Annotated in this window: 13 protein-coding genes and 1 pseudogene; 11 read left to right on the plus strand and 3 right to left on the minus strand. The window is 39.5% G+C overall.

Annotated features, from left to right (window positions below; translation table 11 throughout):
- Nucleotides 1–347, minus strand: a pseudogene (locus tag QNK26_RS02670) (diguanylate cyclase); the annotation flags it as partial.
- A 479-nt stretch (nt 348–826) separates the two neighbouring features.
- Here QNK26_RS02670 and yeiP point away from each other — a divergent pair.
- The gene (gene yeiP / locus QNK26_RS02675) at nt 827–1,399 is read left to right on the plus strand and encodes an elongation factor P-like protein YeiP (RefSeq protein WP_319220717.1); all 573 of its coding nucleotides are present in this window, start codon (nt 827–829) and stop codon (nt 1,397–1,399) included.
- A 97-nt stretch (nt 1,400–1,496) separates the two neighbouring features.
- Here the strand turns inward: yeiP and QNK26_RS02680 are convergent, their stop codons facing one another.
- Nucleotides 1,497–2,246, minus strand: a complete 750-nt coding sequence (locus tag QNK26_RS02680) for a hypothetical protein (protein WP_319220728.1) — start codon at nt 2,244–2,246, stop codon at nt 1,497–1,499.
- 451 nt (nt 2,247–2,697) lie between these two features.
- On the opposite strand from QNK26_RS02680, the gene QNK26_RS02685 reads away from it, so the two are divergent.
- The 4 genes from QNK26_RS02685 (at nt 2,698) to glpD (ending at nt 9,440) form a co-directional block, all read left to right on the plus strand.
- Nucleotides 2,698–4,086: a DASS family sodium-coupled anion symporter gene (locus QNK26_RS02685; protein ID WP_319220718.1), complete on the plus strand. Its 1,389-nt coding sequence runs from the start codon at nt 2,698–2,700 to the stop codon at nt 4,084–4,086.
- A gap of 482 nt (nt 4,087–4,568) precedes the next feature.
- On the plus strand, nt 4,569–5,738 hold the full coding sequence (locus tag QNK26_RS02690) for an MFS transporter (RefSeq protein WP_319220719.1): 1,170 nt from the start codon (nt 4,569–4,571) through the stop codon (nt 5,736–5,738).
- Nucleotides 5,739–5,996: 258 nt separating this feature from the next.
- Entirely contained in the window at nt 5,997–7,529 is a 1,533-nt protein-coding gene (gene glpK, locus QNK26_RS02695; RefSeq protein ID WP_319220720.1) for a glycerol kinase GlpK, read from the plus strand.
- Between the two features lie 360 nt (nt 7,530–7,889).
- A complete protein-coding gene (gene glpD / locus QNK26_RS02700) occupies nt 7,890–9,440 on the plus strand; it encodes a glycerol-3-phosphate dehydrogenase (protein ID WP_319220729.1) in 1,551 nt (516 codons plus the stop codon).
- Nucleotides 9,441–9,548: 108 nt separating this feature from the next.
- On the opposite strand, the gene QNK26_RS02705 is transcribed toward glpD, so the two are convergent.
- Nucleotides 9,549–11,246 carry an electron transfer flavoprotein-ubiquinone oxidoreductase gene (locus QNK26_RS02705; protein WP_319220721.1) on the minus strand — a complete coding sequence of 566 codons (1,698 nt, stop codon included), beginning with the start codon at nt 11,244–11,246 and terminating at the stop codon, nt 9,549–9,551.
- 200 nt (nt 11,247–11,446) lie between these two features.
- Between QNK26_RS02705 and QNK26_RS02710 the strand changes: the two genes are divergently transcribed.
- The 6 genes from QNK26_RS02710 (at nt 11,447) to QNK26_RS02735 (ending at nt 18,121) form a co-directional block, all read left to right on the plus strand.
- On the plus strand, nt 11,447–12,445 hold the full coding sequence (locus tag QNK26_RS02710) for an ABC transporter substrate-binding protein (protein WP_319220722.1): 999 nt from the start codon (nt 11,447–11,449) through the stop codon (nt 12,443–12,445).
- Between the two features lie 184 nt (nt 12,446–12,629).
- Nucleotides 12,630–13,604 (plus strand): amidohydrolase family protein, encoded by a 975-nt coding sequence (locus QNK26_RS02715; RefSeq protein WP_319220723.1) that lies wholly within the window; start codon nt 12,630–12,632, stop codon nt 13,602–13,604.
- Nucleotides 13,605–14,370: 766 nt separating this feature from the next.
- Nucleotides 14,371–15,441 carry a patatin family protein gene (locus tag QNK26_RS02720; protein WP_319220724.1) on the plus strand — a complete coding sequence of 357 codons (1,071 nt, stop codon included), beginning with the start codon at nt 14,371–14,373 and terminating at the stop codon, nt 15,439–15,441.
- Nucleotides 15,442–15,676: 235 nt separating this feature from the next.
- A complete protein-coding gene (locus tag QNK26_RS02725; protein WP_319220725.1) occupies nt 15,677–17,068 on the plus strand; it encodes a glycoside hydrolase family 1 protein in 1,392 nt (463 codons plus the stop codon).
- 84 nt (nt 17,069–17,152) lie between these two features.
- Nucleotides 17,153–17,491 carry a DUF1971 domain-containing protein gene (locus tag QNK26_RS02730; RefSeq protein WP_319220726.1) on the plus strand — a complete coding sequence of 113 codons (339 nt, stop codon included), beginning with the start codon at nt 17,153–17,155 and terminating at the stop codon, nt 17,489–17,491.
- A gap of 12 nt (nt 17,492–17,503) precedes the next feature.
- Nucleotides 17,504–18,121, plus strand: a complete 618-nt coding sequence (locus QNK26_RS02735) for a DsbA family protein (protein WP_319220727.1) — start codon at nt 17,504–17,506, stop codon at nt 18,119–18,121.
- Nucleotides 18,122–18,155: the final 34 nt, after the last annotated feature.

Genomic DNA, 18,155 nt, shown 5'->3' on the forward strand with positions numbered 1-18,155 from the left:
TCTTTTCTGTTTAAGTGGTTTTCAATTTTCTTTACTTCAAGTAATGAAATATCACTATCTGCTAACACGGTACCGTCAAACGCGATTAAAGTGATGTGATTCTGGCGGCTAAGCTCTACATCTGTCTTGATATAGATATCGAGTTTTTCTAAGTTATCAAAAGACATGCCAGAGGTTTCTAGTTTATTGGTGATCCGTGTTATTTCACTGGATAAATCGATTTCTATCTTTTCTTCGATCCAATTTGATAATGTTAAATTAAATATGAATAGTCCGATGATAGTCGAAATCAACATGCTGACAATTGGGAAGTACATCCATTTTTTACTTATTACATTGTTTTTCATTATTTAACCTAGTAGAAATTAACGACCTTTAATCCAGTTACGCGATTAACGACTATATATAGTTCAAACTGTTAAGCGTACTTTAAGTGAATATATCTACTATGTAAATGGTATTTTAAATGCGGTTATACAATAAAATATAAGTCATAAAGCCTGATAAACATGAATATGGAAAAGCAGCGTTACATATTGTTATATCATTGAAAATTTGGTGATATTTAAGACAAGCTTTGCGGGTATTTTTGCATTGTTATTTTGATTTAATTGATTTTAAGTTTTATTTATGTGGATCGCGGATATAAGCCAAGAAAGAACGGTGTGGGAGGGATTTAGCATGATGAAGCGTGTTTTATTTACTTAGTATTAGTATAAATTAGCTAAAAATGGTGAAGAAGTCAGCGCTTCCTGATTGCAGCACTTGGTCTGATTTATCCTTTATGCTATTTTCTATACACTATTTATTATTAGGAATAACGACAATGCCAAAGGCAAGTGATATTAAAAAGAATACCGCTGTTGAATATAATAACGGCGTATACATCATCCGTGATATTGAGCGTTCAGTACCACAAGGTCGTGCTGGTGGCAGTATCTACCGCATGCGTATGTACGATGTAGTGACAGGTTCAAAAATTGATGAAGTATTTAAAGACAGTGACAATCTTAACCTTGCTGATCTTACACGTAACCAAGTTATGTTTTCTTACGCTGATGGCGAAGAGTATGTATTCATGGATACAGAAGACTATACGCCTTACAGCCTAGACAAAGCAGCAATTGCGGATGAATTATTATTCATCACAGAAGACACTCAAGGTCTGCAAGTGCTAATCGTTGATGGCAAGCCTGTGTCTATCGAATTACCTTCTGCAGTTGAAATGGTTATTACTGAAACAGACCCTTCAATTAAAGGCGCTTCTGCAAGTGCACGTACTAAACCTGCAATCATGTCTACTGGTTTGACAATTCAAGTACCAGAATACATCGCAAGCGGCGAGAAAGTTAAAATCAATACGACGGATCATAAGTTCATGAGTCGTGCTGATAAATAATAGCATTGTCTATTAGATAAAGGCTCGTTATCTTAAGCAGATAACGAGCCTTTTTTATTTTAATCAACTATTGCTAATTCTACATTAGGAGTATGGACTACTTAAGCTGCTTTTGATCAAATAAGGTAGCCAGTGTCGATGTATCTTCTGGTTGTTCTATCACTTTATTTTCAGCTTCAATTTCGGCTAATTGATAAGTAGATTTATTCAATAACATGATCATGTCCTTACGTTTTTCAATTAAGAACTCATCTTTCATATCGCCTGCTTCTATTAAAGCAATATTGTCATTTAACATCTTGATGGTGGTACTGTAGTTTTCTAGTTCGAAAAATTCGTTCGCTTTAATCAAACAATTGCTGATGCGTAATTTTAAGCGTATTTTTTCTAACTTTGATTCTTCTGCGCTGCAATCTTCTAATGAGATATTTTCTGCGTGTAACTCATGACGCAATATTACTTTGAGACGTGAAATACTGCGTGCTAAATCAATGGCGATTCGCTCATCCATAGGTTCAATAAATAACCCTGTTGGCGGTGAAATTTTAGCGTTCGAAATATGGGTGTGTTGTTGATTGATGTGATGTTTTAATTTTTCGTTCGAGGGTTTAATCGCCAACATGTGTTTTAGACTAGCGATAATGCGCTGGTGTAATAAAATGATGAGCTTACTGCTAAATGCCAGTGAAGTAGCATATTTCAACACCATTTCTGTCTCTTCAATATACTGACGTTGCTGCGCTAATAGTTGACGGTTTTTGGTTGTTATCATCTTTCTTGCTTGTGCTAAGATGGCAAAGGCAATCATCAAAAATAAAAACAGTAGAATCCCAATTTCCATGAACATTAAATTCAAACGTTTTATCCTTTAGTAAGTGATAAATTAGCTAATTATGCTCGGCATTCTTGATGATGCCTTAAATGCTGAATAATACACCTATTTATTAGAGTGTTCACTCTTCTTTTTTGTTATCGTTAATGTTAAATCTTAGATCTAAATCAAACCGTTGTGCAAATACACAGTTAAAGTTCCATCATCGTATATGGTTAACTCATTAGCATATGCACTTTGATCTGCTGTATTTGAGGTAATAGGCCAATAACAAACGCGATTAAGGTTATTTTGGGTTAAAAATAGAAACAACCCTATAAAGTGTGAGTGAAATCGCTTTATTGAATATTCTTGTCATTTCTTCATCATTATCGGACATAACAATAACATTATCGTTACAATTTGTGTGAGAATAGCCCTATTGGAGTACTTATAAATACATATTCATTAGGAGGATGGAGTTCACATGAACAAAAATGAAAGTCTACCGCTACCAACAAATACAATGGAATGGTTAACAAATAAAAACAGTATTATTGTTATCTTAGATGTTATTTTATTTGCATTGTTATACAACTTTTTACCTTTTGAAAAAGACGTAGTTCTGGGGCTTAGTATCCTCAGTTTTATTGCTATATTGTGGTTGACCGAGGCATTGCACGTCAGTATTACCGCTATTTTGGTGCCTGTTCTTGCTGTGGGATTTGGCGTATTTAATACACAAACTGCATTGAATAACTTTTCCAATCCTATTATCTTTTTGTTCCTTGGTGGTTTTGCGTTGGCTGCTGCGTTACACCGACAAGAACTCGATAAAGCCATTGCTGATAAAGTATTGGTGCTGGCTAAGGGTAAAATGAATGTCGCTGTGTTTATGTTGTTTGGAGTGACAGCTGGTCTGTCGATGTGGATCAGTAATACGGCGACAACAGCGATGATGCTACCTTTGGTGCTCGGTGTGCTTAACAAGGTTAATGCCAAAACCGGCCATAATACCTATGTATTTGTACTGCTTGGTATTGCTTACTGTGCAAGTATCGGTGGTATCGCCACTATTGTGGGTAGCCCACCTAATGCGATTGCTGCTGCGCAGTTAGATCTGAGCTTCACAGAGTGGATGTCGTATGGCGTACCAATCACAATGCTGTTATTACCAATCACAGTCGGTGTGCTGTATATGTTGCTTAAGCCGAACTTAAATGAAGTATTTGAATTAGACCACCAGCCAATTGCGTGGGATAAAGGCAAGGTAGTGACCTTAGCTATCTTCGCATTAACGGTATTTTTATGGATATTTAGTAAACCGATTAACGCTATGCTGGGTGGTTTCTCTAAATTTGATACGCTGGTTGCCTTAATGGCCATCGTATTAGTGGGGGTCGCACGTGTCGTTAATTGGAAAGATATTGAAAAAACTACAGACTGGGGCGTATTACTGTTATTTGGTGGTGGTATTTGCTTGAGTAACATCTTAAAAGCGACGGGGACAAGTGTGTTCTTGGCTGAAAGCTTAAGTGATGTTTTAGCACAAGCGGGTATGTTGATTATCATCCTGACTGTGGTTGCATTCGTGGTGATGCTGACTGAGTTTGCCAGTAATACAGCTAGTGCGGCCTTGTTAATTCCGGTGTTTGCTGGTGTAGCAGAAGCGCTGGGTATGTCACCTATTATTCTGTCGGCATTAATTGCGATTGCCGCGTCTTGTGCCTTTATGCTGCCTGTTGCAACCCCGCCTAATGCTATCGTATTTAGTACCGGGCATATCAAACAATCAGAGATGATGCGTGTAGGTATTTACCTTAACCTCATTTGTATCTTTGCTTTATCATTTGTGGCTTGGGTATTTTGGTCATAGGTATTTTGAATTACTAACAATATTGAATAGAGAAGGTCGCTTAATCGCGGCCTTTTTTATTTGAGTTAAAAAACACCACCATTAGATGACTAGTTATCAAATGAGGTTGCTAATTAACGCATTTAAAATAACGATTAACCAAATGCTCATAAGTAAGTGTTAATAGTATTTTTAACTCACTTTTTAATGCTGTTATGGTACATAAATAGCCATTTGGGATTTGTCGGTATATCGCTGTGGTTTCATTTTGTTTTAAATATCGAAAGTGAAGCTGTTAAAATGTTGATATATCTATAACTTGATGAAATAGATGCGATAAACTTGTATTTCCAAGCGTTATAAAATATTTTTAAATTCGTTTAAATGATCTTTACTTTTGATTTAATTAGGATTAAAGTCTCGCCAAAATATGCAGTAACCAGTAACTGGTACACATATCACATCATAAGTAATATTTTAATAACTTAACTTGAGGATACGAGGTGGGAACATTCGCCTGCACAAACCCAAAAAACAGTACCTTTGTACCTGTTGTTGGTTTGTCATTTTTTGCTATAGCATCTGGCTTTTTAATGAGTCTAATTCCGCTATCATTGGAATCATTTGGACTAAGTCTGACCTTAACACCTTGGTTGGCAAGTATCTTTTATCTAGGGTTATTAATTGGCTCGTTACAGATAGAAAGCGTAGTTGCAAGAATTGGTCATCGTCTTGCGTTTATTTTGTTCTTAAGTGTGTTGCTATTATCGATATTTTTGATGATCTCAATGCCAAATGCAGCAACTTGGCTCGCATCTCGTTTTATTGCTGGTATTGCTGTTGCGGGGGTATTTGTTGTCGTAGAATCTTGGTTGTTGATGGCGGACACGGCAAAACAACGCGCAAAACGGCTTGGTTTGTATATGACCTCTTTATATGGCGGTAATGCTTTAGGTCAATTAGGACTTGTCCCAATTGGTGTTGAAGGTATTTTTCCTTATAGCGTGGTGATTGGTGTGTTGTTGATTGCAATTTTACCACCTTTATTAATTAAGGTCGGACAACCTGATTGTAGCGGGCACCAAAAGATAAAATTAGCAGAACTAAGAACATTAAGTCGCCCGGCAATTTTGGGTTGTTTAGTTTCAGGTATGCTAATGGCGCCTATTTATGGTTTGATGCCTTTGTATATTAAAGCGCAAACTGGCAGTGCTGAGCAAACGGGTATGTTAATGGCGATTATTATTTTGGGTGGCATGTTAGTGCAACCAATCGTGAGCTACTTATCACCAAAAATGAGTAAGACATTGTTAATGTCATTATTCTGCTTGGTTGGTGTGCTAGGGGTTATCGGTATATTAACGAGCCGTGATTCGGTATTACTCAGCTCAAGCTATATGTTATTGGGTGCAAGTGTATTTTCGTTGTATCCGGTTGCTATCTCGTTAGCGTGTGACAATTTAAGCGTAAGCAAGATTGTTGCTGCAACTGAGATCATGTTACTCAGTTATAGTGCGGGCTCTGTTGCCGGACCTGCTATGGCACAGTGCTTTAAGCAGTATCACAATGGGTTGATTATGTACCTCGGTGTTTGCATGTTAACTATGTGTATTTATATGCTAATTAAAAGTGCGACATCAAAACCAAGCGATCACTCTGCGATCCCACAATAGAGGCTAGCCTTGTAGCGCCTATTGCTGGTGCATGTTTTGGTGGCTGGCTATCTGAAAGTAGTTGGTCAATATTTACCAGCTGCGGGTCATGGTTGTACAATTCCAAATCAGTGTGATGAAAAATCAGTGAAAGGTGAAGTGGCTAAGGCATAAGCTTGCTACGATGAATTATAATAAAACTATTAGGTACTTATTAACGATAAATAGTATTAGTAACGACAAAATTACTCTACCTCATGAAATATAAAGGACTTCATAATGACTGAGAAAAAATACATTATTGCTTTAGACCAAGGAACAACTAGTTCTCGTGCCGTTATTCTTGACCACGATGCAAATATTGTTAGCGTTTCTCAACGTGAGTTTACTCAAATCTATCCGCAAGCGGGTTGGGTTGAGCATGATCCACTTGAAATTTATGCAACTCAGAGTTCAGTATTAGTTGAAACGTTAGCTAAGACAGGCATCACCAGTGATGAAATTGCCGGTGTCGGTATTACGAATCAACGTGAAACGACTATTGTTTGGAATAAAGAAACAGGTAAGCCAGTTTATAACGCAATCGTATGGCAATGTCGTCGTACAGCAGATATTTGCGACAAATTAAAAGCACAAGACGCAGGCTTTGAAGATTACGTGCGTGAAAATACAGGTTTGGTTGTTGACCCTTACTTCTCTGGCACAAAAATTAAATGGATCCTTGATAACGTTGAGGGCGCACGTGAAGATGCAGAAGCCGGTAAACTACTGTTCGGTACGGTTGATACTTGGTTAGTATGGAAAATGACACAAGGACGCGTTCATATCACTGATCACACTAACGCATCTCGAACAATGTTATTTAATATCAATACGTTGCAGTGGGATGAGAAGCTACTTCAGGTTCTTGATATTCCATTATCTATGATGGCTGAAGTTAAATCATCTTCAGAAGTATACGGCCAAATGAACATTGGTGGTAAAGGTGGTACACGTATCCCAATCGCTGGTATTGCGGGTGATCAGCAAGCGGCACTTTATGGCCAAATGTGTGTAGAACAAGGCCAAGCCAAAAATACTTACGGTACAGGTTGTTTCTTACTCATGAACACGGGTAAAGAAAAAGTAACGTCTAAGAATGGTCTACTAACTACCTTGGCCTGTGGACCACGCGGTGAAGTCGCATACGCACTGGAGGGCGCGGTATTCATGGGTGGCGCTTCTATCCAATGGTTACGTGATGAAATGAAACTACTTGCAGACGCGAAAGATTCAGAATACTTTGCGACCAAAGTTGATTCGTCAAACGGTGTTTATGTTGTTCCTGCGTTTACTGGTTTAGGCGCTCCATACTGGGATGCTTATGCACGTGGTACGATTGTTGGTCTAACGCGTGGTGTTGGTGCAAACCATATTATCCGCGCAACACTTGAGAGTATTGCCTATCAAACACGTGACGTATTAGATGCAATGCAAGCGGATTCAGGCATTAAATTGGCTCAACTACGTGTCGATGGTGGTGCGGTAGCGAATAACTTCCTAATGCAATTCCAATCTGACGTATTAAATACAACTGTATTACGTCCAGCTGTAACAGAAGTCACAGCGTTAGGCGCGGCATATCTTGCTGGTCTAGCTGTCGGTTTCTGGGATGGTCTTGATGAACTTGCTGATAAGGCGGTTATCGAAAAATCATTCGAACCGCATGATGATGATGTTAAACGTCAACGTCGTTATCGTGGTTGGAAACGAGCTGTTAAAGCGGCACAGTCTTGGTCAGAAGGTCATGACGAAGAAGACGATTTATTATAATCGCGTTTAAGTTTGATGGCCAATAGATCGTCAGCTTAGGCTAAATTGAAAGAGTGTCATTATGTTTTATATAGTGGCGCTCTTTTTTTTGGTTTTTTTTAGGTATTTTATCGTTACTTGGTCTATTTTTGTCATCACGCTGACATATTTTTAATGCTTAATAGCTATTCGAACATTTATTACGGGTTAAATTTAAAATGAAATGTTCGAAATGTAAAGTTAAATGCGCGAATGCGAAAGTAAATGGTGATTTCAATACCAAAGTGTTCTATATTAGTTGCAGATGTTCGAAAGCGGTCGTTCGCTCAGGCAAGAATGTATTAAAGTGAGTTAAGTATGAATAATGGAAACCAGAAAGTAATGGCCAATAACGAGTCTACTAATAAAGAACTTAATGAAGTGCTAGATCTGATCGTGGTCGGTGGCGGTATTAATGGTGCCGGTATTGCTGCAGACGCAGCTGGGCGTGGTCTAACTGTTGGTTTATATGAAGCGGCAGATTTTGCCTCTGCTACGTCATCAGCAAGTTCTAAACTTGTGCATGGTGGTTTACGTTATCTTGAGCATTACGAGTTTCGTCTGGTATCAGAGGCACTCGCAGAGCGTGAAGTATTATTGAAGAAAGCGCCACACATTGTTAAACCAATGCGTTTCCGTTTACCACATCGTCCTTTCTTACGCCCTGCGTTATTAATTCGTGCAGGCTTATTTTTGTATGACAACTTGGGTAAACGTACAACGTTGCCAAGCAGTAACCAAGTGAACTTAGCGAAATCAGGCTTGCTTAAAAAAGATATTACCAAAGGTTTTGAATATTCAGATTGCTGGGTTGATGATGCACGTTTAGTTATTCTAAATGCGATGGCAGCACAACGTAATGGTGCTGAAGTTGCAAACTATTGCCGTGTCGAAAAAGCCGTGCGTAAAGACGGCTTATGGCATGTAACAATTGTAAACGAGCAAACAAATGTTCGTTTCGAGCGTACTGCGCGTGCATTAGTCAATGCAGCGGGTCCTTGGGTTAAGCAATTCTTCGATGACAGCATGGAAGAAGAGTCACCACGTAACATTCGTTTGGTAAAAGGTTCACACATTGTTGTGCCACGTATCCATGACGAAGAACAAGCTTATATTCTACAAAATAAAGATAACCGTATCGTGTTTGTCATTCCTTATATGGAAGACTTCTCAATTATTGGTACCACTGATGTTGAATATGTTGGTGACCCACGTAAAGTGGCGATCTCTGATGATGAGGTTGATTATCTAATTGATGTAGTAAACGAACATTTTGTGAAGCAGCTTGCGCCAAGTGATGTTGTTTGGACTTACAGCGGTGTACGGCCATTGTGTGATGATGAATCTTCATCTCCACAAGCAATCACACGTGATTACACATTAGAAATAGAGCAAGCAGGCACACAAGCACCATTGCTATCTATTTTTGGCGGAAAGTTAACGACTTACCGTAAACTGGCTGAATCTGCGATGAAATTGATTTCACCATACTTTGATAAATTAGGTGATTCATGGACGGCGGATACAGCATTGCCAGGTGGTGACTTTAGCTATCCACGTACGCAGTTAGTTGAGAATATTTGTTCACAGCATTTATGGTTAAACCCTGAAACGGTTAAACGCTATGTGAACCAGTTTGGTACAGATACTTGGAAATTATTCGCTGATTGTAAATCTGAGGCTGATTTTGGTATCCACTTTGGCCACGGTGTTTACAGTCGCGAACTTGATTACTTGATTGAAACAGAATTTGCCAAGAAAGCTGAAGATGTTTTATGGCGTCGTACTAAGCTTGGTTTGTACTTAAATAAAGAGCAGCAAGCAGCTATCACTGACTATATTAATGCCAAAGTCGTGAAGCTTAATCCGGTAAAGCTAGATAAAGTTGGTTAATTGCGTAACTCACTGCGTTGATTGATCAACTGACACTAAAGCGCTACTAATCATTGATTAGTAGCGCGTTTTTATATCTGCAATGTAAGGTTAGGGGGCGTATTCTAACTACATGCCTGCATAATTGGGACCACTCCCCCCCTCCGGAGGTGTCCATACTATATTTTGTGCTGGGTCTTTAATATCGCAAGCTTTGCAGTGGATACAGTTTTGCGCATTGATTTGGAATTTTACTTCTTGGTTAATAGTCACTATTTCATAAACCGCAGCAGGGCAATAACGTTGCGCAGGCTCTGCAAAGCGGGGGAGATTTGCGCACATGGGGACGCTGGGATCGGTCAGTTTAAGGTGACAAGGTTGGTCGGCATCATGCTGGATATTGGTTAAGAATACCGAGCTTAAACGATCAAATGTTATTATATTGTCTGGTTTAGGGTAAGAGATCGCTGACGATTTTGTTATTTTCTGTAATTGGCTATGGTCTGGTTTTGAATCGTGCATGGTAAAAGGTAAGCTTTTATGTAGTATGTTTTGTTCAAACCAAGTAATACCTAACATGGCATTGCATCTGTGGGTGATAGGCGCGAAATTACGGGATTGATATAACTCCTGATATACCCACGAGGCTTCATATAATAGAGTGAAATGTTCGAGGCTTGACTTGCTTGTTATTACAGGTACTTCTTTGCCTTTTACAGCATTGATATGTGCTGATTTATAACGCGTTAGCGACATAGCTGAAAATACCGCTTCTGCACCTATCATGCCTGTTTTCATTGCAGTGTGCGTGCCTTTTAATTTAGCTACATTTAGCGTACCAGCATCGCAACCGAGTAATAAGCCGCCGGGAAATACCATTTTTGGTAATGAGTTATAACCTCCCTTGGTGACCGTTCTTGCGCCGTAAGCAAGGCGTTTACCGCCTTTCAGGTAGCGATTAAATGCAGGATGTAGTTTAAGTCGTTGGAATTCTTCGAAAGGACTGAGGTAAGGGTTCTGATAATTCAAATCAGTGATCAAACCAACATACACCTGATCTTTACCTAAGTGATATAAAAAAGCACCTCCAGTGGCTCCGTGTTCAGCTAATGGCCAACCGATACTGTGCATGACTAACCCTGGTTGATGGAGATCGGGATCGATTTGCCACAGTTCTTTAATACCCAACCCGTAATGCTGTGGGTCTACGTCATTATCTAATTGGTATTTTTCGATTAATTGTTTGCCTAAGTGACCGCGTGAGCCTTCGGTAATTAAGGTATATTTACCGTTCAGTTCCATACCTGGCATGAAGTTGTCTTTCTCTGCGCCGTGCTTATCGCGACCCATATCGCCAGTGATAATCCCTTTAACACTACCGTTGTCATCAAATGTTAATTCGTTGGCGGTAAAGCCGGTGAATACTTCGACGCCTAAATCTTGTGCTTGCTGTGCTAACCAGATACATAACTCTCCGAGACTGATGATGTAGTTATGTTTATTGTCCAAACTCGATGGCACTAACATGCTGGGAACACGGCGGGCTGTCGTGGCATTTTTTAGTAGCCAAGTTTCATCTCGTTTTACGGTATGGGTGACGGGGGCGTTTAAGTCTCGCCATTCAGGGAACAGTTCATCTAATGCACGAGGTTCAAAAATTGTACCGGCAAGAGTATGGCCACCGATATCAGCGGCTTTTTCGAGAACGCAGACACTCAGTTCTACTTCTGACTTTAGTGCTAATTGACGCAAGCGACAGGCTGCCGATAATCCTGCAGGTCCAGCGCCGATTATCACAACATCAAATTCCATTGATTCACGTTTCACGATTAGCATCCTTATTCAATCACTTACATTAAGTATTGTGTATGTTTGAATAAGCGCCAACGATATTAACGATAACAATTAACTGGTTGAATTTGTGGGATAAGTTAACATTTTCAAATGAAAATAAACGCCGAGGTTAAAATAATCAGTACAATAGTATTCACTCTATTCAATCTACTTGTTTAATTTGAGGTTTTATTATGTTTAAAAAAGCCCCTTTAGCGATGCTGCTAGCGATGGCACCTTTCAATACGTTTGCGGCTGAGTGTGGCTCAGTGACAATCGCGGATATGGACTTGGGTAGTGCAACCTTAGTCGCTAATATTGATGCTTTCATCCTAACCAATGGTTATGGCTGTGATGTTGAAATTGTCCCTGGTAATTCGACGATAACCGCGACGTCGATGATCGAAAAGAATAAACCTGATATCGCGCCGGAATTTTGGACAAATCAGATACGATCTACATTAGCAAGAGGTGGCGAAGAAGGCCGTATTGTTGTTGCGGGTGATCTATTGAGCGATGGCGCGGTGTCTGGCTTCTGGGTACCTGCATATATGGTAGAGAAAGATCCCTCGTTAGCCACGCTAGCAGGGATTAAGGCAAACGCCAAATTGTTCAAGCATCCTGAAGATCCAACTCGTTCAGCATTTATGGCTTGCCCTGCGGGTTGGACGTGTCAGATATCCACGACTAATTTATTTAATGCAATGGGTCTTGCTGATTATGGTTTTGATTTAGTTGATCCGGGTTCTGGTGCTGGTTTAGCTGGTTCTATGGTTAAGGCTTACGAAAATAAAGCAGCGTGGTTTGGTTATTATTGGTCACCAACTGCGATGATGGATAAATATGAAATGGTACGCGTTGATTTTGGTACTGGTTTTGACCGCGATGAATTTGAAAATTGTACCATTATTGAAGGTTGTGAAAACCCGAAAGTGACCGATTATCCAGCTGCGCCTGTACAAAGTATTGTTACTACTGACTTTTCTAAGAGAGAGCCTGCGGTTATGCAGTATCTTTCCAAGCGTTCGTTTACGAATGAGCAAATGAACCAGCAGTTGGCCTGGATCGACGAAGAGCAAGCTGATGGTGACTACGCTGCAGAAAACTTCTTATTGAATAATAAGTCGATGTGGGGTCAGTGGGTAACAAGCGATGCGGCTAAAAAAATTGATGCAGCATTAGCTAATTTATAATCTAGCAAAGGAAGTTGAAATGCTTCCTTTTTAGTATTTTGCTTCATGATGTTTTGTGTTCGGGGGATTGCAACGTTGAACTAAAGCGCAATAACTCAGTCAGTATTGGTATCGCAATCTATGTTGGTTGCTGGGTTAATGACTTGATTTTTGTTAATGAATTCAATTAATACAGGGGGTTATCATGAAGCGCACTCTATTACTTGCCGCATTCAGTCTCAATTCATACGCTTATGATGGTGTATATAACGATGCTGAAATCCATTTTGTTGATTACTTTCAACGTACCAACGGTGTTTCAGCATTAATTGAAGTAATGGACAAGAGCAACATCAATCATGCTTTTTTAATGGGAATGCCGGTTAAGAAAAAATGGAGTTCATTTGATGAGGCTGAACCTGATTTTGTTTTTGGCGATGATTCTCCCGTTTATTATTACTCATATACTGACTCTATACTCGTCAATCATTTATCCAAATCGAAGTATCAAAATCGATTGCATCCTTTCATCACGGGCTTTAACCCAACAGACTTATTTGCAGCAGAGCACATTGAAGAGTTGCTTAGAAGTAACCCCGGCTTTTGGAAAGGTATCGGGGAAATACTAACCCGCCACGATACTTTATCGAAGCTGACACTTGGTGAACAATCGAGGGCCAATCATCCTGCCCTGATGAAAGTTTATAAGGTTGCAGCAAAGTATAATCTTCCCGTTATTCTGCATTCAAACATCACTTCGGAACGGGAAAAATCACCACTTTACAAATCAGAGCTTGAAGAAGTGCTAGTCAAAAACAGAAAGACCAAATTTATATGGGCGCATGGCGGCAGTAGCTCGACATTATTAAAATCTCAACGTCTTGATTTTCTCATTGATGAAGCCCGAGATCTGCTCGAAGAGAATGATAACCTTTACATTCTGGCATCATGGACGTTATTAGATATCATAGTCAAAGATGCTAAGTCTAAAGAAGAGTGGCTAGCGTTAATTACTGATTACCCTGAGCGATTTATGATCGGCTCTGATGTTGTTGGTAAGTTTAAAAATACCGGGAAACTGTTGAGTAAGTGGGATGAGGTACTTGATCTTCTACCTAAGGATATCGCTAATAAAATGGCTGAAAAAAATATGTTATCGATGATAAATATAGCTGAATAGCAATATAATTAAGGTATGTGACAACCAAGCATCCAAAAAAATTCAATCTTTGATTTTTCTTATAACCTGAAACTATATTTGGAAAAATCATTCTCCTCGACAATATCGTCCTCAATTGCATGTAGCCATGCCTGGGAATAATACTCTTCGTCGGAGGGGCTGTGATCAACAGTGTCCAAATTGATTTGGTAAGAGGCTATTACCATATCGGTGTCATTTTTAATGATTGAAATTTTCATAACGCACCCTTGATTCACTGATTAAAGTTATATGACTAATTATAGCTACATAATAGTAAGTACAACCTCTAATCCTTACTTTATTCACTTCCTACCCAATTCCGTAATATTTAATGCTGCGTAATGTGTAAATTTGAAGATCAATATATCCACCTAGCGGAGCTCCCTAGTTTTACTGAAAATTCATCACTGTCGAATAAACGCACAAAACCTTCATTACTTATTCCTTTTTCACAAATAACCAAAATATTATTTAAAGTCGCGTCTTTACCGCTAACGTTTAACATAACTATGTTCTCCAATATTGTGATGACATCAAATCTAAATTAATTCAGGAAGCGTTAAGTCATACCATTTGATCAAATCAAAATTTCAACCGAAAGTCCACAGACGCAAGATAAGTAATCGTGCAGTGTTCTACACTTAGATTATAGCCAATGTCAGGAAGGTGTCGCAGTATCGCCACGCCTATATAGCCATAACTACTACACCTATTCCCCCATCTAATCCATTAATGTGAGTAAACTATGACAAGTCATCAGCTGTTGAATTCACGTATAATTGATCGCCAAGTTACCAACGAAATTTTAACGCAAATTGATCAGACTAAGAAAATAAAACTAGCTTTAGTTGTGCAAGGGGGTGGGCAGAGAGGCATATTCACCGCAGGCGTATTTGATTATTTTCTTGATGCGGGCTTTGACCCTTTTGAACTGTATATAGGTACCTCTGCGGGCGCACTTAATCTCTCGTCTTTTATTAGCCGCCAGTCTAAATTTGGCTACAATTTTATTGTTAATTACACCACAGATGATGAATTCTTCAGTCTCTACAAATACTTGAGAAAACAAAAGCCGATGAACTTAGATTGGGCGTTGGATGCTGTATCGGCAAAGGGCCTGACGCCACTGGATATCATCACAGCGCGGAAGAATTTACAGTATCGTCAGGCCTTTGCGTGCGCAACCCGAAAAGATACCATGCAAGATACTTATCTGCCGCTGTATCAACAAAACTGGAGAGAGGTCCTTCGGGCAAGCTGTGCGGTGCCTATTTTATACAACAAAAAAATTAATTTTAATGATCTGGAATGGGTCGATGGCGGAGTGAGTGCTTCGGTACCCGTGCAGGAAGCATGGAAACGCGGCGCTGAACTCATTGTGGTGGTGCGAACTGAACCGGTTGAAAGTGTAGACAATGGCGGGAGTGTATTGGATGACTGGCGGGAAAAAATTGAAGCGAGGTTGCCACAATATATTGAGAAACTAAGCCTGAACCAGTCGTTAGATAAATTTAAAACGATTCACGATGAGCTCACTCAGCGTCTTCTTTCTATTTCTAACAAAGGCAAAAATAGTGAAGTAATCGAAATGCTAACTCGTTATTACCAATCTTATCGTGAGTTAAATGATTTTTTGGTTAACCCGCCAGAAGGATTGACTGTCATGCAGATCGCACCAAAGAAAGTTTTACGCAGCAGGGCATTGTTGAGTGATAAGGATGACTTAGAAGTGGATTACCAAGAAGGCAAAGAGGCTGCACGTCATTTTGTAAAACACTTTGCTGATATTCTTAATGAAAAAACGACATTAAAATAATGCAGACATGTTTCTGACCGTCGGAACCGCTTTGCCAGCCCCGATTGAATTACGAGACGAAATTAAAGAGCAATTAGGTAATTAGATCGCTTATTATAATTAGGACATTAGATGAATAAAAGGTGAGCACTTAGCCAAATGCAATGCTGAAAATGTGAGCCACTTCAATTAGTTATTGGTTTTGATCGTTTATTCTAGAGCCCTACATGGATAGTAATACTTAGTTGGGGGACGAATGAATTTATTTCCACAAGATTTTTTATGGGGCGGAGCAATCGCTGCGAATCAAACCGAAGGTGCATTTCAGCAAGACGGTAAAGGACTTTCTACTGCAGACTTATTACCTAACGGGATCTTAAGCGAGCACCAAGAACGTGCGGACAAAACCGCGGGCATTAAAGATCTTGCGATCGATTTTTATAATCGCTATCCAGAAGACATTCAATTATTCAAAGAGATGGGCTTTACCTGTTTAAGGTTATCGATTGCGTGGACGCGTATATTCCCGAACGGTGATGAAAGTCAAGCCAATGAAGCGGGTTTGGCATATTATGACCGTATCTTTGATGAATTAGCCAAGCATGAAATTAAACCTTTTGTCACCTTATCGCATTATGAAATGCCTGTGAGTCTCGTTGAAAATTATGGCGGTTGGGCTGATAGAAAACTGGTCGATTTTTTTGAACGTTATGCAACAGCGGTATTCGAACGTTACAAAAGTAAAGTAAAACTGTGGCTGACGTTTAACGAAATTAATATGTCTCTACACGTACCTTATACCGGTGTGGGGTTACCTGAAGCGGCGAACGAGCAAGCCATTTATCAAGCAATCCACCATCAATTACTCGCCAGTGCCAAAGCGGTGACCTTGTGTAAACAAATTATCCCAGATGCGCAAATCGGTAATATGTTATTGGGAGCGCTTAATTATCCGTATACCTGTAACCCAGCTGATGTCATGGCTGCTGTTCATGAGAATAACAAGTGGTTGTTTTTTGGTGACGTGCAAACTCGCGGTAGATATCCTGGTTATATGTTACGTTATTTTAGAGATAATAATATTGAAGTTGTTATGGAAGAGGATGATTTAGATATCCTTGCGAATGCCAGCGTCGACTTTATTTCGTTTAGTTATTATGCCAGCGGTTGTGCAAGTGCAGATCCTAAGCAAAAAGAAGTTGGTAATATTATTGGCAGTGTACCAAATCCGTATTTAGAGAAGAGCCAATGGGGCTGGTTAATTGACCCGAAAGGCTTGCGCATATTATTAAACTTCTTATATGACAGATATCAAAAACCATTATTTATTGTTGAGAATGGCTTAGGCGCGCGTGATGAAATAACAGCAGACGGTGAGATCATTGATGACTACCGTATTCAATACTTAAATGATCATTTGGTTCAGGCGCGTGAAGCAATTTTAGATGGTGTTGAACTGATGGGCTTCACTAGTTGGGGACCCATTGACTTAGTCGCTAATTCAACCGCCGAAATGGGTAAGCGCTATGGTTTTATCTATGTTGACCGTCATGACGATGGCAGTGGTTCACTAGAGCGTATTCGTAAAGAAAGCTTTTTTTGGTATCGTGATGTGATCGAAACTCGTGGTGCTTCGCTTAAAGTCTAACATGTGAATATCATTACTTGCGCTCATTGATAATGGGCGTATATTTTATGTTATTCACACATGCATGCAACTAAGCGAGCCGTTATGTCATCTATTCCCAATGATTTTGTAAATTATAAATCAACGCCCGTTTATACCGCTGATAATATTCCTAAAATGTTCCTGCATTTACACAACACCCGATCGGGGGTTTACGGCAAGATAAATGTTATTAGCGGCCAGTTGAAGTTTTATGGTTTTACCGAAAGACGTGGCAACATAGAACAAGAAATTGTGATTAAACAAGATGAGTCTGCGATTTCACCTCCAGAATATTGGCACAAAGTTGAATTTATGACGGATGACACAAGCTTCCGTGTTGATTTTTATGCTCAGCAGGACTCTGACATTGTCTCTGAAAACCGCTCTGAGCGTAATAATTAAAGGATCAATGCAATGTCGTCAGTAAAACCAAAATTGTACTATGTCTACGACCCCATGTGCTCTTGGTGTTGGGGTTATAAGCCTGTGTGGCATAAAATCAAACAAGCTGTTGCTGATGACGTCGACATTATTTATGTGCTAGGTGGTTTAGCACCCGATACGGATGAGATAATGCCAGAAATGATGCAGGCTCAAATAGCATCTTATTGGAAGAAGATTGAAAAGTACCTTGGTACTAAATTTAATTATGAATTTTGGACTGAAAATACACCGCGGCGTGCGACTTATCCTGCGTGTCGAGCTATTCTTGCTGCACGCTATCAGGGCGCAGAGCAAGTGATGCTCGATGCAGTACAAATGGCTTATTATCTTGAGGCCAAAAATCCCAGTGATAACCCGGTTCTGATTACTCTAGCAAAACAGCTTGGTTTAAATATAGCTCAATTTGAAATAGACTTTTTGTCTTCACAAACTCAGCAAGCGCTATTAACGGAAGTGGCTTTTGCGCGTAAGATCGGCGGTGATAGTTTTCCGTCTTTGTTTATCGATAAAGCAGGAAAGATAGTCGAAATACCAATTAATTATGAAAATGCGGATACGACAATAGGGCACTTAAAAAGTGTTATCTGATACTTTAGATTAGAGATTAGAGATTAGAGATTAG

Origin of the sequence: Moritella sp. (assembly GCF_033791185.1) — a bacterium.
Taxonomy (GTDB): Bacteria; Pseudomonadota; Gammaproteobacteria; order Enterobacterales; family Moritellaceae; genus Moritella.